This window comes from Streptomyces sp. NPDC088747 (genome assembly GCF_044751025.1).
Lineage (GTDB): Bacteria > Actinomycetota > Actinomycetes > Streptomycetales > Streptomycetaceae > Streptomyces.
In genome coordinates this window covers 128,175-151,023 of the sequence record NZ_JBIVKZ010000010.1, presented here as the reverse complement: position 1 = coordinate 151,023, position 22,849 = coordinate 128,175, and the positions used below count along the sequence as shown (strand labels likewise).

The 22,849-nt window shown below is 70.4% G+C and carries 23 protein-coding genes; 6 read left to right on the top strand and 17 right to left on the bottom strand.

Translation table 11 applies throughout. The annotated features are described in order from the left end of the window. Position 1: 1 nt before the first annotated feature. The 6 genes from ACIP79_RS23835 to ACIP79_RS23810 form a co-directional block, all read right to left on the bottom strand. Positions 2-448: an imidazolonepropionase-like domain-containing protein gene (locus ACIP79_RS23835; protein WP_401226505.1), complete on the bottom strand. Its 447-nt coding sequence runs from the start codon at positions 446-448 to the stop codon at positions 2-4. A gap of 7 nt (positions 449-455) precedes the next feature. After that, positions 456-1,655: a cyclic dehypoxanthinyl futalosine synthase gene (gene mqnC / locus ACIP79_RS23830; protein ID WP_401226504.1), complete on the bottom strand. Its 1,200-nt coding sequence runs from the start codon at positions 1,653-1,655 to the stop codon at positions 456-458. Between the two features lie 71 nt (positions 1,656-1,726). After that, a complete protein-coding gene (locus ACIP79_RS23825) occupies positions 1,727-2,500 on the bottom strand; it encodes a prepilin peptidase (protein WP_401226503.1) in 774 nt (257 codons plus the stop codon). Beyond that, the gene (locus ACIP79_RS23820) at positions 2,497-5,523 is read right to left on the bottom strand and encodes a BTAD domain-containing putative transcriptional regulator (RefSeq protein WP_401226501.1); all 3,027 of its coding nucleotides are present in this window, start codon (positions 5,521-5,523) and stop codon (positions 2,497-2,499) included. The genes ACIP79_RS23825 and ACIP79_RS23820 overlap by 4 nt, the downstream gene beginning before the upstream one ends. A gap of 247 nt (positions 5,524-5,770) precedes the next feature. Next, positions 5,771-6,574 (bottom strand): phosphatidate cytidylyltransferase, encoded by an 804-nt coding sequence (locus ACIP79_RS23815; protein WP_401226499.1) that lies wholly within the window; start codon positions 6,572-6,574, stop codon positions 5,771-5,773. Then, positions 6,571-8,331: an aminotransferase class I/II-fold pyridoxal phosphate-dependent enzyme gene (locus ACIP79_RS23810; protein ID WP_401226498.1), complete on the bottom strand. Its 1,761-nt coding sequence runs from the start codon at positions 8,329-8,331 to the stop codon at positions 6,571-6,573. The genes ACIP79_RS23815 and ACIP79_RS23810 overlap by 4 nt, the downstream gene beginning before the upstream one ends. Before the next feature lie 301 nt (positions 8,332-8,632). On the opposite strand from ACIP79_RS23810, the gene ACIP79_RS23805 reads away from it, so the two are divergent. After that, the gene (locus tag ACIP79_RS23805) at positions 8,633-8,947 is read left to right on the top strand and encodes a hypothetical protein (protein WP_383678566.1); all 315 of its coding nucleotides are present in this window, start codon (positions 8,633-8,635) and stop codon (positions 8,945-8,947) included. A 30-nt stretch (positions 8,948-8,977) separates the two neighbouring features. On the opposite strand, the gene ACIP79_RS23800 is transcribed toward ACIP79_RS23805, so the two are convergent. The 11 genes from ACIP79_RS23800 to ACIP79_RS23750 all read right to left on the bottom strand — a co-directional run bounded on the left by ACIP79_RS23800 (position 8,978) and on the right by ACIP79_RS23750 (position 18,580). Next, positions 8,978-9,472, bottom strand: a complete 495-nt coding sequence (locus ACIP79_RS23800; protein WP_401226496.1) for a pilus assembly protein TadG-related protein — start codon at positions 9,470-9,472, stop codon at positions 8,978-8,980. Further along, positions 9,469-9,882, bottom strand: coding sequence for a TadE/TadG family type IV pilus assembly protein (locus tag ACIP79_RS23795; RefSeq protein WP_383678562.1), 414 nt, complete (start codon positions 9,880-9,882; stop codon positions 9,469-9,471). The genes ACIP79_RS23800 and ACIP79_RS23795 overlap by 4 nt, the downstream gene beginning before the upstream one ends. Then, a complete protein-coding gene (locus tag ACIP79_RS23790) occupies positions 9,882-10,262 on the bottom strand; it encodes a TadE family protein (protein WP_383678631.1) in 381 nt (126 codons plus the stop codon). Before ACIP79_RS23790 ends, ACIP79_RS23795 begins: the two co-directional genes overlap by 1 nt. Before the next feature lie 170 nt (positions 10,263-10,432). Beyond that, complete coding sequence (locus ACIP79_RS23785; protein WP_401226494.1) at positions 10,433-10,684, bottom strand: hypothetical protein; 252 nt, start codon at positions 10,682-10,684, stop codon at positions 10,433-10,435. A gap of 47 nt (positions 10,685-10,731) precedes the next feature. Then, positions 10,732-11,661: a type II secretion system F family protein gene (locus ACIP79_RS23780; RefSeq protein WP_401226492.1), complete on the bottom strand. Its 930-nt coding sequence runs from the start codon at positions 11,659-11,661 to the stop codon at positions 10,732-10,734. Then, complete coding sequence (locus ACIP79_RS23775) at positions 11,658-12,641, bottom strand: type II secretion system F family protein (RefSeq protein ID WP_401226490.1); 984 nt, start codon at positions 12,639-12,641, stop codon at positions 11,658-11,660. The genes ACIP79_RS23780 and ACIP79_RS23775 overlap by 4 nt, the downstream gene beginning before the upstream one ends. After that, a complete protein-coding gene (locus ACIP79_RS23770; RefSeq protein WP_383678554.1) occupies positions 12,638-13,951 on the bottom strand; it encodes a CpaF family protein in 1,314 nt (437 codons plus the stop codon). The genes ACIP79_RS23775 and ACIP79_RS23770 overlap by 4 nt, the downstream gene beginning before the upstream one ends. Continuing rightward, a complete protein-coding gene (locus ACIP79_RS23765) occupies positions 13,948-14,811 on the bottom strand; it encodes a hypothetical protein (RefSeq protein ID WP_383678552.1) in 864 nt (287 codons plus the stop codon). Before ACIP79_RS23765 ends, ACIP79_RS23770 begins: the two co-directional genes overlap by 4 nt. 19 nt (positions 14,812-14,830) lie before the next feature. Continuing rightward, a complete protein-coding gene (locus ACIP79_RS23760) occupies positions 14,831-15,538 on the bottom strand; it encodes a hypothetical protein (RefSeq protein ID WP_383678550.1) in 708 nt (235 codons plus the stop codon). Between the two features lie 444 nt (positions 15,539-15,982). After that, positions 15,983-17,749, bottom strand: a complete 1,767-nt coding sequence (locus ACIP79_RS23755) for a RecQ family ATP-dependent DNA helicase (RefSeq protein ID WP_401226725.1) — start codon at positions 17,747-17,749, stop codon at positions 15,983-15,985. Between the two features lie 183 nt (positions 17,750-17,932). After that, positions 17,933-18,580 (bottom strand): hypothetical protein, encoded by a 648-nt coding sequence (locus ACIP79_RS23750; protein ID WP_401226489.1) that lies wholly within the window; start codon positions 18,578-18,580, stop codon positions 17,933-17,935. Positions 18,581-19,169: 589 nt separating this feature from the next. Between ACIP79_RS23750 and ACIP79_RS23745 the strand changes: the two genes are divergently transcribed. From ACIP79_RS23745 to ACIP79_RS23725, 5 genes are all read left to right on the top strand, one after another. Then, positions 19,170-19,460 carry a hypothetical protein gene (locus tag ACIP79_RS23745; protein WP_401226487.1) on the top strand — a complete coding sequence of 97 codons (291 nt, stop codon included), beginning with the start codon at positions 19,170-19,172 and terminating at the stop codon, positions 19,458-19,460. A 134-nt stretch (positions 19,461-19,594) separates the two neighbouring features. Next, positions 19,595-20,863, top strand: a complete 1,269-nt coding sequence (locus ACIP79_RS23740) for a hypothetical protein (RefSeq protein WP_401226485.1) — start codon at positions 19,595-19,597, stop codon at positions 20,861-20,863. 13 nt (positions 20,864-20,876) lie between these two features. Continuing rightward, complete coding sequence (locus ACIP79_RS23735) at positions 20,877-21,299, top strand: hypothetical protein (protein WP_401226484.1); 423 nt, start codon at positions 20,877-20,879, stop codon at positions 21,297-21,299. Further along, positions 21,289-21,957, top strand: a complete 669-nt coding sequence (locus ACIP79_RS23730) for a hypothetical protein (RefSeq protein ID WP_401226482.1) — start codon at positions 21,289-21,291, stop codon at positions 21,955-21,957. Before ACIP79_RS23735 ends, ACIP79_RS23730 begins: the two co-directional genes overlap by 11 nt. After that, the gene (locus tag ACIP79_RS23725; protein ID WP_401226480.1) at positions 21,954-22,568 is read left to right on the top strand and encodes a hypothetical protein; all 615 of its coding nucleotides are present in this window, start codon (positions 21,954-21,956) and stop codon (positions 22,566-22,568) included. Before ACIP79_RS23730 ends, ACIP79_RS23725 begins: the two co-directional genes overlap by 4 nt. Positions 22,569-22,849 lie beyond the last annotated feature (281 nt).

Below are 22,849 nucleotides of genomic sequence, written 5' to 3'. Positions count from 1 at the left end.
CTCAGCGCCGCCGGTGGACCAGGCGGCCCGCGCAGACAGTGGCGACGCACGTGCCGTCCGCGTCGAAGACCGCGAGGTCGGCACGTTCCGTGTCGGTGATCGCGGTCCTCCTCGTGCCGGCGAGTACGGCGACGTCGTTGCGGGAGGCGGCGGTGCGCAGGCCGGCCGTATCGGCGTACACCGCGAGGACCGCGGTGGCGCCCGACTTCAGTACGGCGTGCACCCGTTCGCGGGGCGACGGGGCCTCGGGCAGCGGCCCCTCGTGGACGACGGCCGGCCCGAGCACGCCGGGCCAGCGCCGGACGCGCGCGCCCGGAAACCGCTCGCGCAGTTCGTCGAGCGGTCCCACGCCCGCGACCCGGTCGCCCTCGACGGCGACCCCGGCGTCCGCCATCGGCGCGCTGTCCCAGCCGCGCCTGACCTCGTCGGCGGCGTGAATCGTCAGCACGGCGGCGTCAGTTGGAGGCGAGCAGCTTCAACTCGGGGTGAGCGGTGCCGCCCTCGATGGCCGTGGACGAGATGTGCGAGGCGACGCGCTCGTCGACGGGGTCGTTCGCCGGGTCGTCGTGCACGACGATGTGCTCGTACGTCGTGGTCCGCTGGGCGGGCACGCGGCCGGCCTTGCGGATCAGGTCGATGATCTCCATCCGGTTGGAGCGGTGCTTGGCACCGGCGGAGGAGACGACGTTCTCCTCCAGCATGATCGAGCCGAGGTCGTCGGCGCCGTAGTGCAGGGAGAGCTGGCCGACCTCCTTGCCCGTGGTGAGCCAGGAGCCCTGGATGTGGGCGACGTTGTCCATGAAGAGCCGGGCGATCGCGATCATCCGCAGGTACTCGAAGAGCGTGGCCTGCGTGCGGCCCTTGAGGTGGTTGTTCTCCGGCTGGTAGGTGTACGGGATGAAGGCGCGGAAGCCGCCCGTGCGGTCCTGTACGTCGCGGATCATCCGCAGGTGCTCGATGCGCTCGGCGTTGGTCTCGCCGGTGCCCATCAGCATCGTGGACGTCGACTCGACGCCCAGGCCGTGCGCCGCCTCCATGATCTCCAGCCAGCGCTCGCCGCTCTCCTTCAGCGGGGCGATGGCCTTGCGCGGCCGGGCGGGCAGCAGCTCGGCGCCGGCGCCCGCGAAGGAGTCCAGGCCCGCGGCGTGGATCCGCGAGATGGCCTCCTCCACCGACACCTTGGAGATACGGGCCATGTGCTCGACCTCGGACGCGCCGAGGGAGTGGATGACCAGCTGCGGGAAGGCTTCCTTGATCGCGGCGAAGTGCTTCTCGTAGTACTCGACGCCGTAGTCCGGGTGGTGGCCGCCCTGGAACATGATCTGCGTGCCGCCCAGCTCGACGGTCTCCGCGCAGCGGCGCAGGATGTCGTCGAGGTCACGCGTCCAGCCCTTGGCGGTGTCCTTGGGGGGCGCGTAGAACGCGCAGAACTTGCACGCCGTGACGCAGACGTTCGTGTAGTTGATGTTGCGCTCGATGATGTACGTGGCGATGTGCTCGGTGCCGGCGTACCGCCGCTTGCGTACGGCGTCGGCCGCGGCGCCGAGCGCGTGCAGGGGGGCGTCACGGTAGAGGTCGAGCGCCTCTTCCGGGGTGATCCGCCCACCCTCGGCGGCACGGTCGAGGACGGACTGGAGGTCGGCCTTCTCGGTCACCGGGAGAGTCCCTTTCATCAGGGTGTGGACGGACCCGGCCAGCCTACGCCAGGCCGCCGACAGCCCGGACGTCAGGCCGCGTACGCCCCGATCAGCAGTCCCGCGTACGCGCCCGCGATCAGGAACGGGCCGAAGGGGATCGACGACTTCCGGCCCGCGCGCCGGACCACGACCAGCCAGGCCCCGTACAGGGCGCCGAGCAGGAACCCGGCGAAGGTTCCCAGGAACACGACGCTCCACCCGTACCAGCCGAGGACCGCCCCGAGTCCGAGGGCGAGCTTGACGTCGCCGAATCCCATGCCGTTCGGGTTGATGAGGAAGAGGAGGAAGTACGCGCCGCCGAGTGCGAGCGCGCCGAGGAGGGCGGTCGGCCAGTCGCCCGCGTGCTCGGGAACGGCCGCGGCCGGCCCCAGCAGGGCCAGGGCCGCCGCCGCGAGCGGCAGGGTCAGGGCGTCGGGCAGCCGCTGCACCGTGAAGTCCACCACCGCGAGCAGCACCCCGACCGGCGCCAGCAGCAGCCAGACGACCAGTTCGGGCCGGGTACCGGTGGCCAGCGCGAGGCCGGCGCAGAGCAGGGCGGTGACGAGGGAGACGAGGAGGGTGCGGGGGCCGTAGGAGGAAGTCCGCCCGGCGACCCCGGGCGCCTTTCCCGCCGTACGGCAGGCGCCGCAGCTCGCCGGGCCGAGCCAGCCTCGGGCGGGACCTGTGAGCGGGTGTCCTGCGGGGCAGGTGTCGCGCCAGGTCTCGGTCGGTTCGACCGCGAAGCGGTAGGCGGCCCGGGGGACGAGCAGGCCCGCCGCCGCGCCCCACAGGGCGGCGACGGCGGTCAGCAGCGGTTCGCTCATCCCACCGCTGCCACGTTGCTGCGCCAGGTGGGCAGCAGTTCGTCGAGGAGCGCCTCGGTACGCGGCGGCACTCCGCGGGCGCCGCTGCGGGAGACGAGATCGGCGGCGAGGCGCTTCAGCCGGTCGGTGTCGCCCGTCGCGTGCGTCGCGCGCAGCAGCTCGTTCCAGAGGCGTTCGTCGGAGGGGGCCGAGTTCAGGGCGGCGCCGAGCGCCTCGATGGCCTTCTCGGCACGCCCCTTCTCCAGGTGGAACGCGGAGAGCGCGAGCCCGATGTCCGCGACGAGCAACGGGAGTTGGGCGTCGATGATCTCGTGGGTGAGCCAGCCGTACCGGCCCTCAGGTCGATCGGCGAGCAGCGGACCGCGGACGAGCACGAGCGCGTCCGTGAGCAGCCGCCCGCGCACCGCGCGACTGTTGACGCCCTGCCCCTGGGTCGCCTCGTGGTAGAGCGAGCGCAGCACGTCCAGGTCGGAGACGACCGACTTGGCGAGCTTGAGCCGCCCGCCGGTGTCGGTGCCGAGCCGGGGCGTGCCGTCCGGGTCGGCGCCCAGCCAGCCGCGCAGCCGCTCGACGAGCGCGTCGCGGACGTCCTCGGTGACCCCGCGCGGCCACAGCGCGGCGGACAGCACCCGCGGGTGCACGCCTTCGCGGTGCAGCAGGAGCAGCGCCAGCGCCTCGTGCATCAGCGGACTGCGCTCGCCGTCGGGCGTCTCCAGGCCGATGATCTCGTACGGGCCCACGAGCCGCGCGTACACGGCGGGCCGCCCCTGCTCGCTGATGTCGACGAGGAACGGCGGCGCGGCGGCGTTGCTGTCGGCGCTGTCGGCCCGGTCGGGGTCCGCCTCGACGAACAGGTCCACGACCGCCTGCTGCAAGGCCGACGGCAGTGTCTGCGCGTCGAGTTCGAGCCCGAGGAGCGGGGCGAGCAGCTTGCCCTCGCCGGTGATCTCCATCTCCCAGGCGGCGCCGGGCAGATCGCCGCTCTCGGTGCCGACCAGGTATCCGATGCCCAACCTGCTGGCGTCGGCGGCGAGTTCGGCGAGACGGACCGCGTCCTCGCCCTGCGGTTCGGTGGCGAGCAGGACGAGGTGCGGGGCCCAACGGGTGTGCTGGGCGGGGCCGGTGCGTCCGGTGAGGACGGAGTCCTGGCCCGCGGCGCCGAGCGCGCCGCGCCGCTGCCGGGTCTCCGCCGACATGGTCTCCACCAGTGCCTCGATGTCGTCGAGATGACGGAGCCGGTTGGGCGCGAGCGGTGTGAGGTCCTGTCCGAACCCGACGAGCGTGATCGTCATGCGGTCGGACCAGCCGTTGGTGGCCAACTCGGCGGCGACGGAGGCGAAGACACCGGCGCGGTCCTGCTCGCTTCCGCTGAGGGAGACGATCCCGGGGACGGCCTCCAGGTTGAGCAGCAGCCGGGAGTCGTCCATGGTCCCGAGGCTGACGAGCCCCGGGTAGGGAGCGGCCGTGTCGACGTCCTCGTACCGCTCCGCGTCCGTCCGGGCCAGCATCCAGAACGTCTGGTCCTGCCCGAGCTGCCACGGCGTCGGCGGCTTGCCGGCCGGCTGGGCGAGCTGGAGGTGCAGGTCGCCGTTGCCGCTGAGCCAGGCCGCGTAGACGGTCGGCAGCGGCCGGGACTCGGCGGCGAGCGCCGCGGCGAGCCCGCGCAGCGACAGGTCGAGCAGCCGTACGCCCTCGGGGTCGGCCCCCACGAGCAGCGCGTCCTGCGCGTCGGCGGCGGGGCCGCTCGGGGTGGGCGGCTCCATGCCGCGCCGTCCGCCGACCGCGCCGAGGGCCGACTGCCAGAGCGCCTGGCGGCGTCGGCGGCCGAGCGCGCCGAGCAGGCCGGCGGCGAGCAGGGGCGCGCCGACGAGGGCTTCGGGCAGCCCGAAGGAGAAGCCGCTGTCGTCGGGGGCGGCCTGCGGGGCCTGCGTCTGGCGCTCCTCGCCGCCGGTACGGTCCGCGCCGCTGCGGTCGGCGCCTGCACGGTCGCTGTCGGGCCGCTGCTGGGGCACGTGGATGTGCGCGGTGTCGCGGTCCGTGGATCCCGCGCCCTGCTGACCGCCGCCCTGCTGACCGCCGCCGCCCTGCCGCTGGTCCCCCGTCCTGGCGTACTCGTTGATCTGCCGCTGGACCTGCTCGGAGACCTCGGGCGTCTCGTCGGGCATCTCGACGAGGTCGCCGCCCCGGGCGTCCGCGGGCATCTCCAGGATCCAGCCGGGCCGGATGAGGCTCGCCTCCGACAGCCTGGAACCGTCGGGCTGCGTACGGTCCTTGTTGAGCTCGTAGATCTCCTTGTACCGGCGGCCGTCGCCGAGATGGCGCTCGGCGACCTCCCACATCGAGTCGTGGTGACGGCCCTCGGGCGGCTGGATCCGGTAGTACTTGGTCTCGCCCCCGGTGGCCGTGGCGCTCCCGCTCTCGGCGTGCGAGGCGGCGTTGGCGGCCTGTTCGGCGATGGCGGCGGCCGCGTTCGTGGCGGCCTGCTCCTGCTGCTGTCCGAACAGCCCGCCCGGCGTCTGCTGGGCGGCGGCGACCGTCCCGCGCTGGTTGCCCTCCATGCTGTGCCCGAGCTGCGAGAGCCCCGGCGTGAAACTGGCCGCGGTGGCGCCCACCAGCAGCAGCGCGGCGACGAGTTGCCGCGCCAGCAACTGGCTGGGGCCCGCGCCCGGTACGCGGTTCGGCATCCCCACGCCCGACAGCGCGGCCTTCACCTCGACGAGGACGCAGGCGGTGAACTGGGCCCAGGCGAGCCAGACGATGACGGTCAGCACGTTGATGAACGTGCTGACGGTGATCTCCTGTTGCAGCCAGTCCAGCGAGGGCGCGCCGCTCGGCAGCGGCCACCCGATCTGTGTCGCCAACGCGCCGGGCACCCCGACCACCAGCACGACCAGAGCGAGGAACGCCCCGAAGGCCTTCAGGAAGTCCCCGAACGTCCGGCTGCGCCGGGGCAGGGGCTGCGGCGTCCGATTCCTCGGACCCGGCGGGCTCCCCGTGGAGCTTGAAGTGGTGCGTCGGGCCATGGCGGGTGTCCTGAAGTCGTGTGGGGAGGGGGTGGGAAAGGGGGGTGTGCTGAGCCTACTGAGATCTTATGTTTCACGCCGAAAACCAACCAGGGGGCGGGGAGCGCCCCCCTGCCCGATTGCTCACCGTCCGTCCTTTAAGTGCCAGTTGGTGCCGGGTTCGCCGAGCGCGGCCTCCACACCCCGCGCGGCACTCTTCTCACAGCTCCTGCACAATCCCCGGCGGCCCGAACCCCGTTGGCGGCGCTCAGCGCAGGACGAGCAGGACGGCCAGGGCCAGCAGGAGCGAGTCGATCCTGTCCAGCAGGCCACCGGAGCCGGCCAGCCACCTTCCGGAGTCCTTCGTCCGTACCCCTCTCTTGACCATGGACTCGAGAAGGTCGCCCGCCGGTCCGCCGACGGCCACCGCGACCGCCATCGGCCAGCTGAGCGCCGACAGCACGGCGAGCGCGCCGACGCCGGCCGCGGCCCCGGCGAGGGTCCCGCTCCACCGCTTGGCCGGGGACAGCGGCGACAGTGCCGGACCGCCCAGCCCCCGCCCGGCGAAGGACGCCACGATGTCGGCGACCGACACCGCCACGAACAGGGCGAGCGCGCTCGCGCCGAGGGGCACCAACGCGGCCAGCACACTCAGCCAGGCCAGCCCGAGCAGACCGGCGGAGAGCCGGTGCAGGCCGTGGTCGGCGTCACCGGCCAGCAGCGGGACCGCGGCCACCGCGAGCGCGCCGACCGCGACCGCCCGGAGCTCCTGACCCGGCGCCAGCCAGGCGGTCAGCACCACCCCCGTCACCGACGTGGCCAGCACCGCCCGGTCCGTCCGGCTCGTCCTCATCAGCCCGCCGAACTCCAGCACGGCCACCACCCCGGCCAGCGCGGCGACAGCCGCGGCACCCGGGCGGCCCAGCCAGAACGCCCCGGTGACCAGGGGCACTCCGACCGCCCAGGCGCACCACCGGACCAGCAGCTCACGGCGCCGGGAGGCGGCCACCGCGACACCGCCGACGGCCAGCGCCCCACCGAGGTAGGGCGCCAGCGAGGCCACGGTGATCACCGACCGGGCTCCGCAGCGCGAACGCCCGAGGGAACAGCGGCCAGTTGGCCCGGAACCCGCCGAAGGACCTCAAGGGCCTCTTGGCAGGCGGCCACGACGCGCTCGTTCTCGGCGGTGTCCCTGACCGCGATACGCACCGTGCGCCCCCGGTACTGCGTCGACAGCGGCGACAGGTCGCGCAGGTGGACGTCACGGCGCCGGCACTCGTTCACCAGCCGGGCGGCGCTCGGCCCGTCCGCGGGCAGGGTCACGCTGAGGAAGTTCGCCACCGACTCCTCGACCACCACCTCCTCGTCGAGACCGGCCAGCCCTGCGGCAAGCTGCCCGCGCAGGGTGTGGGTGCGGAGCCAGCGGTCGGCGTAGTACACCGGGTCGCGCAGGGCTGCCACCGCGGCCAGTTGAGCCGGAAGGCTGACCGGCCAGGGCGGTGTACGCCGACGCAGTCCCGCCGCGGTGTCCGGCTCGGCGACCAGGTACGCGGCCCGCATGCCGGAGAGCGCGTACATCTTGGACAGCGAGGTGCAGACCACCACCCGCGGATCCGTCGCGGCCAGGCCGGCGAGCGACTCGGCCGGGTCGACATAGCCCAGGTACGCCTCGTCGATCCACCAGCGGGTCCTGGCCGGCGCCGCGCCGATCAGCGCGCGCAGTTCCGCGGCCGGCGCGTGGCGTCCGGTCGGGTTGTTCGGGTTGATCACCACCACCAGGTCGTAGCGACCGGAGCCGACGGCCGCGGCCAGCCTGCCCGGATCGATCCGCCAGCCCTCCTCGCGGCGCAGCCGCAGCCGGTCCACCCGGCAGCCGATCACCCGCTCGGTGACATGGGCGTACTCGCCGTAGCCCGGGTCCGTCAGGAGCACCCTGCTCTCCGGGGTCAGCCAGTGACCGAACGCCCGGAAGATCAGGTCGGACGAGCCGGCACCGACGGTGACCGTCTCCACGGGCAGTCTCCGGACCGCGGCGATCTCCGCCACCAGGCCCTCGGCGCCGGTCGGCGGCGAGGTCCGGGCGTACCAGGCCGGGTCCTCCGCCAGCGCCGCCCGTACACCGGGGGCCGGCGGGAACCAGGCGTCCAGCACGTCCGCGGCGACGATCTGGTGGCGCCGGTGCAGGCCGCGGAAGTCCGTGCCGATGGCGGTGAACGAGGCGCCGCCGTGCTCGCAGCCGTCCGGCCGGGGCGCGAACGGCATGTCCAGCCGCCAGTCCACCTCCGAGCCCAGCCGCGCCAGCGTGGTGCGGAAGCGGTCCATGGTGAGCCTGGTCAGTTCGGCCACGCCCCCGGTCAGCACCTCGAACGTCAGCGCACCGCTGTGGACGGTCCGGCCGACCGGGCGCAGACCGGCGGCGAGGTACATGGTGAGCAGGTCGGTGCGGCCCATCGCCACGACCCGGCGCCCGCCCCGGGCCGCGATCCAGCGCAGCGCCGCGTACATCAGGAGCGGCGCCGCCGCGGTGCTCCGCCAGCGCGGCTCGACGGTGAGGACGCGCACCTCGAACAGGTCTTCCTCGGTCAGCAGCGGCAGTTCGTCGCGGGTCAGGTACTTGTCCAGCCCGTACCGGCCGAGCCACGGCGGGGTCAGACTGACGAAGCCGATCCGGGCCGCTCCGCGCGCCGCGACCAGGTAGACGTTGTCGCCGTCAAGACCGTCGCGGAGCCGCCCCGCCGGATCCGGCGCGTGCTGGCCCAACTCCCTCGCGTACACCCGGTGCCGTAATTCGTGGATCCAGTCCAGATCCTCCGGAGTGGCCTCGCGCACCTGTAGTCCGCGGCCCGCTTGTTCGCGGCCCACATGTTCGCGGCCTGCTTCTTCCCGTCCCACGTGTTCCCGCCCCGCGTGTTCCCGTCCCTCATGTTCCCGTCCCATGAGCACCCCTTTCAACGCCTGTGAGGCAACCCATCCTCGGGACGTCGCATCCGTAGCGGCAGAGCCGTGCGACGCAGTCGGTGTGAGTACGCGTACTCAGTCGCGGCCGTCCCCTGACTCCCCCGGGACATGCTGGGTAGGCTGCTGACCCGGACAACGCCGCCGGGCACCGACCACCGTGGGGGGAAGCGACATGGGCAAGGGCAAGAGTGACCTCGCGCTCCCGCTGAGCGAGTTGGAGGAGTACGGCGGCCGGCTGCGCTCCATCAAGTCCCGGATGAACCGCACCAAGAAGCTGTTCGAGTCCTACCGTGACGACCTCGGCGACAACACCGTCTACGACGCCCTCGACGACTTCGAGTCCGGCTGGGAGGACGGCCGCGAGGACATCACGCAGGCCCTCGACGCCCTGGCCGACATGTCCGACGCGGTGGTCCGCGAGTTCAAGAAGCTCGACGACAAACTCGCCAAGGACGTCTCGGAGGGTGTGCAGCAGGAAGAGGCGTGAGGCGGCGCCCGGACCGCCCACGGGCGCGGGTCAGCCGACCTCGTTCTCCGCGACCGCCTGCCCGTGGACGACCACGTCTCCGTCGTAGAACATCCCGGTGAAGATCGGGGAGTAGGTGAGCTGGACCTCGACCTCGACCTGGTCGGCGTCGGCGGCGATGCAGTGGGTCGCCGCGATGTCCGCGCCGGACATGCCCATCTCCCGGGCGAACGCCTTCACCCGCGCCCCGCAGTTGGCGAAGTTGATGGGCGCGGCGCCGTTCTGGTTCTGGTAGAGGTCCTCCACGTCGATGTCCTGGGCGGCGTAGCGCGCGGCCTGTTCGGCTATGTCGGCGGCGCGTTCACGCTTCGAGATGGACATGCCGCCGTCGATGACGAAGGCCGAGAGGGAGAGGAAGAGGAGGGCGAAGATGATGACCGCGCCCGCGCCCGAGCCGCGGTCGTCGAGCCGGGCGCGCCGGGCGGCGAGCCGGTTCCGCGGCGCTGGAGACGGTCGTAGCAGGGGAGGCACGGGCGGGAGGTTCACGCGGTCCTCCGGAACGGGTCGAGCGGCGAACTGAAGCTGGCCGTCAGCGTGGTCGGCACGTCGAGGCCCAGCATGGCCAGCCCGCGCACCTCGCAGCTCACCTCGACGGTGAAGAGGGTGTCGGGGGCGAATCCCGCGCTCGTCTGGGTCACCGTCACCGGGCCCGAGCAGACGTCCGTGAGATCGGCCTCCGCCGCCTTCCTCGCCTCGGCCATGGCCGTGGCGTGGTCCTTCTGGATCGACCCGGCGCGTGCCGCGTCGCGGGCCGCGCCGTCCAACGCCCCTCGTCCGTCGACCAGTTGGCCGAAGGCGACGAGCACGAGGATGAAGAGGATCATCACCGGCGCGAGGATCACGACCTCGATGGTGGACAGTCCCCGGTCGCGCCCGTCATGGGTGGGGAATCTCATCAGGGCCCCTCCTCCGGTACGAACCTCTCCACCGGCCCCGAGGACTGCGCGTGCACCGTCAGGTCGAACCCGGGGAACACGGTGGGTACCTTCGCCGTGATCTCCACCCCCACGGTGTTCTGCTCCGGCTGGAGCATGGTCACGGTGGGGGACAGCACGAGCTGCGGGCCGAGCTGGCGGATGTAGCTGTCGACGACGTCACGGGCCTCGCCGCGCCACGCGCCGGGCTGTTCATCGGCCGTGGCACGCGCCTTGCGGGCGCCCGCCTGGGCCGCCGCCTGTGCCACGTGGTCCGCGAAGAAGTACAGCGCGAACTGCACGGTCGCGAAGATCATGAAGAACAGCACCGGTGTGAGGAGCACGAACTCGATCGCGGTCATGCCGGAGTCACCGCGGGCGGAGGCGGCAGCTCTGGCGGCCTCCACCCGGCGGCGTACCCAACGGCATACGCGCACGAGCGATTCTCGTTCTTCCGGAGACGACGGACGGATCAGGCGGATCGGACGGGTCCGAGGTGTCGGACAGGTCCGACGGGTCTGGCGGATACCGGTCAGCAGGTGCCGCTCTGGTTGGCGCCCTTGATGCAGTCCCCGACCTTGTTGGCGCCGTCGCTCAGCGCGGTGTTGATGATCGCGGCGACCACGCCGACGATCGCCACGACGACCGCGGAGATGATGACCCACTCCACCGCGGACGCACCCCGGTCGAGTTCGCCGGAGCGGGCGCGCTGCACCCGGCCCTGGAGGAAGGTGATCAGAAGGTCCACCCCCGGGATCCCGGTGCTGAAGTTCCGTCCGTTCATGGTGAGTTGTCCTCTCGATTTCTGTCGGCGGGGAATGGGGATGGACGTCAGACCTGGAACACGCGCATCGCGGCCGGGAAGATCAGGAAGACCAGGAAACCGGCGCACAGCAGCAACTGGGCGACGAGCATGGACTGCGACTTCTCGCCCGCGCTGCCCTCGATCTCGGAGAGTTCACGGTGCCGCATCGTCTCGGCGCGCGAGGCGAGCGACTCCCGCACCTTCGCGCCGTCGTCCGCGACCAGCGCCAACGAGGCCGACAGGTCCTTGAGTTCCTCGACGCCCAGCTCCTCGCCGAGCGAACCGAGTGCCTGCCACTGGCTGATGCCGGTGATCCGGGCGTCGGCCAGTGCGCTGCGGATGCGCTGGGTCGCCCAGCCGTCGGAGATCTCGGCGGCGGCCATCAGGGCCTCGGGGAGTCCCCGGCCGCCGGCCAGGCTCATCGACACCAGGTCCAGATAGGCGCCGATCACCCGCCGCAGGTCGCGCCGTTTGTCCGCCGCGTCCCGCCGTACCTCCAGATCCGGGAGGAAGAAGAAGACGACCGCGAACAGCAGCGCCAGCCAGACCGGGATGATCGGGCTGCGGCCGAGACCGAGGGTCAGCACGACCGCGAACAGGAACGGGCCGAAGAAGACACCGCCCGCGGCCAGCAGGACCTTCGTCGCCAGGAAGTTCTCCCAACTCCGGTCCAGGACGGCGAGGTCGGCGCGGAGCGAGCGCAGCTCCCAGCCCTGCTGCATGTAGAACTCGGCGACCCTGGCGCCCACTCGGGCCCGTGCGCTGCCGAGCCGCCCGGTGTCCTTGCCGGTGGCGCCGTGGTGCGCGGACTCGTACGCCGCCCCCCTCGCCCGCATCGCGTCGATCCGCGCGACCTGAGCGACCGCGCTGCGCCTGGACGGCATGAGGGCGCGTACGAGGGCGTAGACGCCGAGGCCCAGCACGGCGCCGATGACGATCGGCATGGTCAGGTTCATCGGCGTACCGCCTCGTCCCCGGAGACCGGCGTACGAGGACGGACGAACCGCACCGACGCCTCGTCCCGCACCAGGAACCGCTCCGGTGTCTCGATCGTCGACAGCTTCCGCAGCCACCAGAAGCCCAGCGCGAACAGGCCGCAGACACAGGCGAGTACGAGCTGTCCGACCGCCGTGCCGTACGGCTCGACGAAGTCACGGTTGAAGATGGACAGTCCGAGCACGAAGGCGATGGAGACCGCGACGACGATCTGGACCGAGCGGCGTGTGGAGGCCCGCTGCGCCATCACGCGCTGCCGCATGTCGACCTCCTCGCGCGCCGACTTGGCCAGTGCGCCCAGGACTTGGCGCAGACCCGGGCCGCGCAGCCGCGCGTTGAGGATGAGCGCGGCGACGATGATGTCGGCGGAGGCGTCGTTGATCTCGTCGGCGAGCTGCTGAAGAGCGTCGGGCAGCGGCGTGCGGGACCGCAGCCGGTCCACCAGCGAGTCGAGGTGCGGCCGCAGTACGGGGGCCGCGGCGCGCGCCGAGGCCGGGATCGCCTGCTCCAGGCCGACCGCGCCCGCGATCGTGTCGCGCAGGGACTCCGTCCAGGAGGCCAGGGCCTCCACGCGGCGCATGGCCGACTTCTCCTCCGAGGCGCCCCCGAAGAGCTTGTCCCAGAAGAAGACGAGGATCGCGGCGGCGATCCCGGCGACGGCCCAGCGGGTGAGCAGCAGGACGACGAGCCCGGCGATGGCGGCGATGGAACCGCGCTGCCCGGCGAACCGGAGCAGTTCGCCGGCGCGCTCGCTCGCCTTCTGTCTCTCGTGCTCGGGCTTGACGGGCAGTCCGCGCACCGCGACGGCGAACAGCGCGAGTCCGCCGCCGACGGCGATCCCGCACGCGAGCGCGTACAGGACGGTCGTGGAGAACAGCCCGCCCATGGAACCGAGCGAGCCGAGCGCCGCGAGCGAGGTGGTGTCCTGGGTCATGGTCATCCCCAACTCCCGCTGCCCGGGAGCCGATAGCCCTGTGCGATCAGGTCGTCGAGGCACGCTATGGGCGCGTGCGGGACGATCCGGCCGTCGGGGGCCTCGGCGAACACCTCGCTGGACAGGACGCGCCCGTCGACGCCGTTGACCTCGCGGACGGAGGTGACCATGCGCTGGAGCCGGCCGCCGGTCTCGTAGTCGTTGCGCCGCTGGATGAAGACGACGAAGTTCACCGCGCCCGCGATGAGCATCTGGCTGGCCTCGATGGGCAGCCCTTCCTTGGCTTGGAGCGCGTACGTGGAGATGCGGTTGAAGACCTCGCTGGAGCTGTTCGCGTGGATCGTGGACAACGAGCCGTCGTTGCCCTGCGACATGGCGTTGAGCATCGTCACGATCTCGTCGCCGAGGACCTCGCCGACGATGACGCGTGAGGGGTTCATACGCAGCGACCGGCGTACCAGCTCGGCCATGGAAATGGTGCCCTGGCCCTCGGAGTTGGGCAGTCGCTCCTCGAAGGCCACCACGTTGGGGTGCAGTTCGGCGAAGGTGTCGAGCCCGAGTTCCAGGGCGCGTTCGACGGTGATGAGACGTTCGTGCGGCGGGATCTCGTTGGCGAGGGCGCGCAGGAGGGTCGTCTTGCCGGAGTTGGTGGCGCCCGCGATCATGATGTTCTTGCGGGCGCGGACCGCGCAGGCGAGGAAGTGCGCGACCTCGGGCGTGATCGTCCCGTTGCCCACCAGGTCGGACACGAACACCTTGCCCATCCGCGCACGGCGGATGGACAGGGCGGGCCTGCGCGTCACGTCCATGACGGCGGACAGTCGCGAACCGTCCGGAAGTCGCAGGTCGAGCTGCGGGTTGGCGGAGTCGAAGGGCCGGGAGGAGAGCCCGGAGTACGCGCCGAGGATCTGGATGAGCTCGACCAGTTCCTCGTCGCTCTCGGCGACGGAGTCGCCCTTGACCTCACTGCCGTCCGCGTAACCGATGAAGACCTGGTCGAACCCGTTGATGTCGATGTTCTCGACCTCGGGGTTGTCCAGCAGCGGCTGGAGGCGGCCGACGCCGAAGAGCGCGGCGTGCACGGCTGCCGCGTACTGCTCCTCGGTCTCGGCGTCCAGAGGCGTGCGGCCGAGGTTGATCTCGGTGCGCGCGTAGTCCTCGAGGATCTGGGCGATCACGGCGCGCGCGAAGTGCCGTTCGTCCTCGTTGGACATCGGCGTGACGCCGCGCACCTGGTCCTCGCGGCGCTGTTCGGAGATGCGGTCACCGGCGTCCTGCCGGAACCGCTTGACCAGCTGGTGGTCGACCGCGGTCACCGGCCGGCTCCGGCGGCGGGCTGTCCGTGCGGCCCGCCGACCTGGCCGTGGGCGGGTACGGCCCAGGCGGCGCCGTACTGCTGGTAGAGGTCGGCGGTGACCTTGCGCGCGGAGCGGATGAGCAGCGACTTGTCGAGCCGCCCGCGCCTGCGGCCGGCCAACTGGTCGGCTCCGGCCGCGTCGTCGGCGAGGGTGCCGACCACTCGCGCACCGGTCTGCGCCGCTACGAGCATGTCGTTGACCTGGTGGACGAGCTTGGCGGAGTCGCTCGGATCGGCGATCAGGATGACGCCGATGAGGGGGTTGGCGAGCGTGGCCGCGCCACGTGGCCCGCCGTGCAGTTTGACGGAGAGGGCGGCGGCCCGGTCGCGGACCCGCGCGATCGCCTCCGGCTCGGTGCGCGAGAGCAGCAGCACGAGGGCCGCGTGCGGGAAGAGTTCGACGGCGGGGGTGTCCCCGCTGATCCGGCCGCAGTCGGCGATGACGTCGGCGGGCGCGTGCGGGGAGTCGGCGAGCTGCGCGAAGGCGCGGCCCAGGGTGGGCCACAGTCCGGAGAGTCCGGCGGCCTGCTCGGCGACACCGAGCCCGACGAGGACTTCGAGTCCACCGCTCAACGGCTGTACGTGGTCCCAGAGTTGATCGGGTACGAGGCCGCGGCGGGCCGTCGCCGCTATCGACAGCATGCCGGTGTTGGGGTTGAGCGGCCCACCGTGGGCGGCGGCGCTGCGGTAGACGAGGTCGCCGCCGGCGGGGTCCGTCTCGGCGAGCAGGACGCGGCGGGGCCAGACGGCCGACAGGGCGACCGCGGCGGTGGTGACGCCGGGCGAACCCTTGTCCGCGGCGAGGGCGATGAGCGCCATGTCTGTGACTCACTCGCCTCTAGTTGCCGGGGATGAGGACGAGGACGGCTTCACCGGCGGAGGAGGCCGCCGCGACAGCAGCCGCGTCGGCACTGTCCACGGTGAGGGTGACCGGCAGGCTGGTGCTGCTGATCGTGCTGTCCGACGACCTCCGGACATCGCTGACCTCGGCCCGGTCGACGATCAGGCTGTTGGCGGCGCCCGTCGTGCCCGAAGAGCTGTTGCCGGTGCCGCTGTCGTCGCCGACGCGGTACACGGCCACGGTGTCGCCCGCCTTGATGTCGATGGGGTACTGGCCCTCCTTGAGGGCGAGACCCACGGAGGCCTTTCCGGCGGGGATGGACTGGCCCTCGGTGAACATGTCGCCGATGACGAGGGTCCCCTTGTAGATCGTCGACTTGGCCTTGAGCTTCTTGAGGGTGTCGACCTGGTTCCACCGGACGTAGTTGACACCGGCGTCGTCCGCCACCAGGACGGACGTCACGCGGTTGCCCACCGACTGCCCGGCCTGGATGTCGCCGGTCACCTGGACGACCTCGACACGGTCACCGGCGCGCAGCACGAGCATCGTCGCGCCCAGCGCGCCAACCAGGATCAGCAGCACCGCGAGAGCGGCCAGCGCGGGTTTGCGCTCGCGAGGCGGCGCCGGAAGACGCTCGCCCATCGTCGGCTGAACCGGCGCGCCGGAGCGGTTGTTGCCCGCCCCCGTACGCTCTTGGATCTTCACGCAACCGCTCCCCGTACGCCCAAGAAGATTTATGCCAATTTCCCCGCCAAACCGGGCACTTCACCCCGGCCCGCCCTTGCCGGACGTACCGCCCGACCTGGCCGAACAGCCAGCGCGGAAGCGAGTCTCAAGCCATGGCACCGTATCAGCCGCACATAAGCCCCTCAAGGCGCATTGCAGCCCGCGGACCTCAGCGAGCCCGACGTTATACAGCTGCAATGAGGGGCCGGGGACGCCTTGTTGAGCACGGGAATGCGGACGGCGGTGGTGCTGTGCAGGAGCGAATCCCTCGTCGCGTGAACTCGGGGATCCCGTCACGGCGTGTGCACGAGGCCTGCACGAGGTGCTCACCGGCCGGTGGCAGGCGGCGGTGATCTTTCAGCCACAGGGGTGAGACCGGTCTCCCGCGTCCTACTCCTACTACCCCTACTCCTGCTCCTACTCCTACGAAACGGTGGTGAGCAGCTTCTTCTCCAGGATCACCGGCAGCGACAGGGTGCGGTAGCCCACCGAGGTGAACAGGACGGTGACCCGGCTCTCCTCGTGGCTGAGTACCTCGCCGTCGCCCCACTGCGGGTGGTTGACCTTGGTGCCGGGCGGGAACGGGTGGTCCGGACGTGCGGGTGAGGCGTTACGGCGACGGGCCTTGCGGGGAGTGGCGCCGAGCCCGGCGCCGGATCCTGCCCCGGTTCCTGACCCGGTTCCTGCCCCGGTTCCTGACCCGGATTCGGCTCCAGATACGGCCCAGGATTCGGCCCCTGATTCGGTGTGCGCGGGCCGCTGCTCGCATCCGTCGCAGTTGCCGCAGGCGGCGTGCAGCCGCTCCCCGAAGTAGCCGAGCAGGAAACGCCGTCGGCAGCCGGTGGTCTCGGCGAGGCCGCGCATCATGTCGACCCGGGAGCGCTCCATGCTCTCGTGCGCGATCCCCAACTCCACGGCGCGCGCGCTGACTTCCTCGGTGTCGACGCCGGGCACCGGGACCACCTCGCCACGCTCGGTGGTGAGGGCACCGGCGTTCTCCAGGAGGTTGAGGACGGCGGTCAGCCGGCCGGCGGACAGACCGGTGTCCCGCTGGAGTTCCGTCGTGGTCACCGCCCCTCCGCCGTCGCGCACCCGGCGGGCGACGTCCGCGATCGTGTCGGCGTCCGGACGGCCGGCGGAGAAGAACTTCTGGAGACCCAGGTCCTCCGTGCGGTAGAGCAGGATGGCGCGGGAGGCCTCGCCGTCCCGGCCCGCCCGGCCTATCTCTTGGTAGTAGGCGTCGAGCGACCCGGGTACCGAGGCGTGCAGCACGAACCGTACGTCGGGCTTGTCGATGCCCATGCCGAACGCCGACGTGGCCACCACGACGTCCAACTCCCCGCTGAGGAAGCGGTCGTGGACCGAGCTGCGGTCGGCCGAGCGGCTGCCCGCGTGGTACGGGGCGGCGCTCAGGCCGAGGTCGGCCAGTTCGGCGGCGTACGTCTCGGCGTCCTTGCGTGTGGCGACGTACACGATGCCCGGCTTGGGCTCGGCCGCGGCCCGCTCCACCACGGTCCGCCGCTTTGCCCCGTCGTCCAGGAAACGGGTGACCTCAAGGCGGATGTTGGGCCGGTCGAAACCGGCGACCACCTCGTGGACCTTGCGCATGCCGAGTTGCTCGACGATGTCGGCGCGCACCGGGGCCGCGGCGCTGGCGGTGAGGGCGAGGATCGGAGGGCGTCCGATGCTTTCGGCGGCCTGCCGGAGCCGCAGGTAGTCGGGCCGGAACTCGTGGCCCCACGAGGACACGCAGTGCGCCTCGTCCACGACGAAGAGGGACGGCCGCAGCACGGCCAGCCGCTCCAGCACGTCCTGCTTGGCCAGTTGCTCCGGGGCCAGGAACAGGAACCGGGCCCGCCCGTCGCTCACGCTCTCCCATGCCTGCTCGGTCTGCGAGCCGGACATGGAGGAGTTGACCGCGACGGCGCTCTCGCCGCTGCGCTTCAACAGGCCCTCGACCTGGTCCCGTTGGAGGGCGATCAGCGGCGAGACGACGATGGTCGGTCCGGGCAGCAGCATGCCCGGCACCTGGTACACCGCCGACTTGCCCGACCCGGTCGGCATCACCACCATGGCGTCCCGGCGGCTCATGACCGCCTTCATCGCGGTGAGTTGACCGGGACGCAACGTGTCCCAGCCGAAAATCTCCCGCGCGGCTCTGCGCAGACGACGGGCGACGAACAGGCTGATCGGCAAGGGAACTCCCGGAGCGGTTGCGCACGGCCGGGACGGAACCCGGCGGGCGATGATGGCTCTAGTGCCCACCCCGGCGTGAAGCAGTCCGAAGACCGGCCCGCCAGGCCCCTCCGCCGCGCGACGTCTCACGACCGCCCGACCGAACACCCACCACCCACCCCCCACCCGCTTGACCGCCTACTCGGCGAAGCGGAACGTGGAGGTGATCGCGTCGAAGATGTCGAAGAAGGAGTCCGCCAGGTCCAGCACCTGACTGCTTCCGGCGACGAGGGCGACCTTGCCCTCCTGGCCGGGCACGGGCACGAAGGTTTGCATGAGCACGGCGCGAACGGTGCGGTTGAGCGCGTCGTCGGGGACGGTGATGTCCTCGATGCCGTACGTGCGGGCGGCGGGGCCCACGCCGGATATTTCGACGGTCGTCACCTTGCGCCAGGCGTCACCCTCCTTCTTCGCCTCGCGCGCGGAGAGCTGGCTCGCCATGGTCTGCGGGTCGGTGGAGAGCGGTTCCCCGGCGGCGGTGCGGCCCCCGACGATCGAGACGGTGACCGATCCGGTGATCGGGGTGTCCCCTCCGAAGGCCTCCGCCATGCAACCGCAGTACAGCGCACCGGACTTCCAGGCGTCGGCCGCGGCCTTCCTGAGGAACGCGGTGTACGTGTCCCGGTACTCGGCCAGTTCCGGCCGCTGCCGGATCCGTTCCCCGACCATCCGCCGGATGGAGTCGTCACGCGACTCGGGCCGCACGTCGAACTCCCACCACGACTCCGGCACCTTGATCCGAAAACCCCCACGCTCGATGCTGAGCGTCTCCATGTAGCGGGCCATGACGCGTTCCCCGTCCGTTTCTCTACCTCTACGTACGCCTGCTCGCCGCACGCCTGCTCGCCTGGTCGTCCATTCGCTCGGGTCAGCGTACGAGGTGGGGGTGAGTGTCGGGGGCGGGCTGCGCCGGAAGTCAGTGGGAGGGAAGCGGTGGTGCACGGCCACCCGCCAAGAGGCACACCCCCGGAGTCCGCACCGAGGTCGCCTTGATTGCTCCCGCGAAGACAGGTCCGCGGCTCCGTCTCGGCCAGTGGCCCCGGCATCCAGGGTGCCGTCCTTCACGAGCAGACACGATCGGAGCATAAAAGGCGACCATTTTGCCCCACTAGACCATCAATTACGCACACTCTGAGGCCTGTTCAGCCTGGCGAAACCAGCAACCTCACCGATAGCGTCATTCCTCTTGACTGCATCTTCGCCTCACGGGGAGTCCACTGTGAAGCGCCCATCTTTGCCCGTTGCTGCCGCGCTCTCCGCGACCGCAGCTCTGGCCCTGAAGCTCGAGCCCGGCATCGAAGACGCGACGACCTTCCCGGCCTCTGGCAATGCGTGATCAACCGTCAACCGCTGACCCGAGCAAGAACGAGGGGACATGTCCAAATCAGACCTGATCGTCGACTTCGACTTGCTCGACAAGTCGGCGAAGCAACTCTCCGAGATTCAGCGAGAGTTCAAGAACCTAAACGGCTGGAAAGACGACATCGAGTCCGTGGTCGGAGCTGCCGATATCAAGAGGGCAATGGCCGACTTCATCGACAACTGGGACGACAACCGTAAACGCCTGCTGGAATCACTGGAAAGCGTTGGAAAGATGGTGGAGGGCACACGGGATGCGTTCAAGAAACTCGACGACGATCTGGCGAAGGCTGGGAGCAAGAAGTAGCGACGTCCCGCATGTCGACTGAACGGCTGCGCTTAGGGGAGGGATAAATGGTAAGGCCTAAGGACTGGCAGCCACTTCGCGAGAGCGATCCCGTGCCGGGCGATCCCGATGGAATCCGCCACGAAGTGAAGCACATGAAGAAGATCGCGGAGTACCTACGAACTCAGGCGGCGGCTCTCACCGCGATGGCCGACGCCGACAACCTCAAGGGCAAGTACGCCGACGAACTGGCTGAGAACGCCCGCGGGCTGGGGCGCAAACTGGACTTGGCTGAGGACCGGTACCGCGAGGTCGAGGGGCACCTGTCCGGCTGGGCAAACGAACTCGAGGACTTCCAGAAGAAGGCCGACAAGGCGCTGCAGGACGCCCAGACCGCCCAACGCCTGATCGACTCTCACGAAGCGACGGCCAATGACAAGCCGGCCGCCGACACGGCCGCCGACAAGAAGGCCAAAGAAGGCCAGAACGGCAGCTCTGCGAGCGAGGATCCCGTGCTCAAGTCCGCCAAGGAGGACTTGGAGGACGCACGCAAGCGGCTCAACACGACGACCGGCGACTACGACGAGCGAGCCGGTCACTTCGCGGGCAAGATCCGGTCCTCCATCGACGACGACATGAAGGACAGCTGGTGGAACGACGTCAAGGGATGGGTCGCCGACGCCGACTGGCTCAGCAGCATGGCCGACTGGATGAGCTGGGCCGCGACGATCGTCGGCATCGCCGCGATGTTCTTCCCCTTCCTCGGCCCTCTGGCCCTCGCGCTCACGATCGCGGTGGCTCTGATTCATCTCGGGCAGGCGCTCACCGGGAACGGCTCCTGGTTCGACGTCATCATGGACATCGGCGCACTCAAAATGGCGCGCAACGGCGTAAAAGCCGCTAAGGCAATAAAGACGCTCCAGGAAAGTTCCCGCAAGACCGCGGCCGGTCTGGCGAAGGACAAGGCCAAGTCACAAGCGGCGCAGGCCAATGCCGGTGCGAGGAAAACAGCGGTCCGCAGCGAGCGGAGGCGTGGCGGCACATCGAGCAAGAACCGTGAAGCAGCCCGCGCCCGCCGCCTGCGCATGGAGGCTCAGAACCGCACACTCGGCAAAAGGGCGTCAGACGAAGTGCGCGATGCCGAGTTGCCGCAGATCACCAAGCAGGAGAGCGTCGGCGCACTCGGTGACAAGGCTCTCGGCCGCCAGATGAAGGACATCAAGAAGTTGCGCGATGAATACCCCGACAACACCGCGCTCGCGGACAACGCCCGTCAGGCCGAGCGCCACAAGAACACCATGCAGGGTTCATGGGGTGTAGCAACCGGACTCGACGCCGCCGACAAGAGTGCGGACTCACTCACCGACGGCGGATACGGCAGGATGAAGGATGGCATGACCGCGCCCGTAGGATCGCAATGGTGAAGGAAGCCCGTTGATGACCGACACCTCCCGAGCAGAGGAAGTCGACCAGGACGCCCGGCGGAGTCGGCGTCTCGCGTATGGCATCGCAGCCGCCAAGGTGATCTTCGTTCTGGCACTCCTCCGCCTGTTCGCAGGCCCGATGTCCAGAGATCTCCTGGATGAGGAACTACTTCCCATGCCGACCTGGGAGTGGGTTCTGTGCGCGCTCACTCCGTCGCTCCTGATCCATCAGGCGCGACGTCCCGCGAACTGGGCCGAGTTGGCGGGCGAGCGTACTTTCCTGAGGATTGCGTTGAGCTGCTACCTCCTTTACGCATTGGCTTTTGCCATGTTCCAGGACGTGCGGATCCTTTGGATCGCTGTCGCGGCGGGCCTGATCGGCTTCGGACAGATCTGGCGCCTCGACGGCAAGGAGGACAATCGCCGTGCTCGGTGAACCGACCGGGCCGGTCGAGGAAACCCTTCCGCCGGTCACGGGCTACCGCATGCTCCTCCCTGACCAGTGGGCCCAGATTCCCCTCCGCCAGGGCACCGAGGAAGCCGTCCGCCTCATCCTGAACGACGCCTACACCCGCATACCCAAGGACGCACCACCGGACAAGATCGGCCCCTACAAGCGAGAACTGGAGCGGCGCTTCCGAAACGCTGTCGCCCAGGCACAGCAGACCAAGGCTCTGGACCTCTATCTGCCGGTGAAGCCCATGAGCGGCAACTTCAGCCTGGGGGCCTCGATCCTCGTCTCGGAGACTCCGCTACCCGCGCGAGCCGAAGGAGGCCAGGGGGCCGAGCCGACCGACCTGGCTGTGCAGTTGCTGTCCCGCGACGGGGTGGAGGGAGCGGACCTGAGCTCGGGGGAGATCGACGGCGCTCTTGCCGTGCGCCGTGAACACGTTGCCCAAGCCGACCCGGGCGAAGGCACCGAACTTGCGTCCCGCCGAGTCGAGTACATCGTCTCCGTACCGGACGACCCCGATCGCTGGTTCGTAGCCGCCTTCTCGACGATCGGGGGAGGACACCCGCGCGATGAGTTGGCGGAGGCGCTCGTCGAATGGTTCGACGCCGTTATGGCCAACTTCGGCTGGAGGCGTGGATGAGTGAGTTCTGGCCCATTCTCGACATCGAGTACATCGACGCCTACCCATGGGTCATCATCCCGCCACGCGCCGGCCCTTCGGCGCCCTTCGAGGAATGGGACGACATCCAGACCTGGTGCCACGATCGCGCTCAGGACCTGTGGGCGGACCGTGAGCTCGATCCGGGCCCGAACGGTGTGGATTTCGTCGGAACCACCCTGGCGAGCTGTGCCGAGGCTCTTTCTCCGCTCGGCTCTGAGCACTGGCTGTTCCTGCACCTCGATCACCCCACAGACATGCCGCTCCCGGTCTGTGCGTCGATCGGACCCGCGGCGGGCCCACGCGAGGAGACCCTTCGCGCCCTCACTCTGGCGGACGATCCGGAAGCCGTGGAACCGCCGGTCGTCAAACCCTTCAAGTCCGAGCGACTGGGCAAGGGCATGACCACCTTCCGATACATCCAGCAGGACGACTCACCGCGGTTGCTGGCCTGCGTCCGGTACGCCTGGCAGGTCGAGGAGCACGGCGCTGACGTGGTCATGTGGACGGCCACGGACGACGTCGCCCGACTCATGACCGCCGGCGACGACTTGGAAGAACTCGGGCGGTCGCTCGCCATCTGGGTCCCCTGACGGAAGTGCCGGAACCCCGGGAACCCGTCACGGCAGCGGCCCGTGGACCGGTGGCCCCGCTGGTGGTCCAGGCCCACCCGCTCCGATAACTCCCGCGAAGAACCACGCCCGGATCCGGCTCCGGGGAGCTCCGGATCACGCACGACCGGACGCGGCACGGGTGGACACGATCAAGACACAGGGGAAGGCCGATTTACCCCGCTAAGTCACCAATCACTCGCACCTGAGGGAAGGTTCAGGATGGCGAGACCAACAGCCCCACCGATACCGTGGTCGCTCTT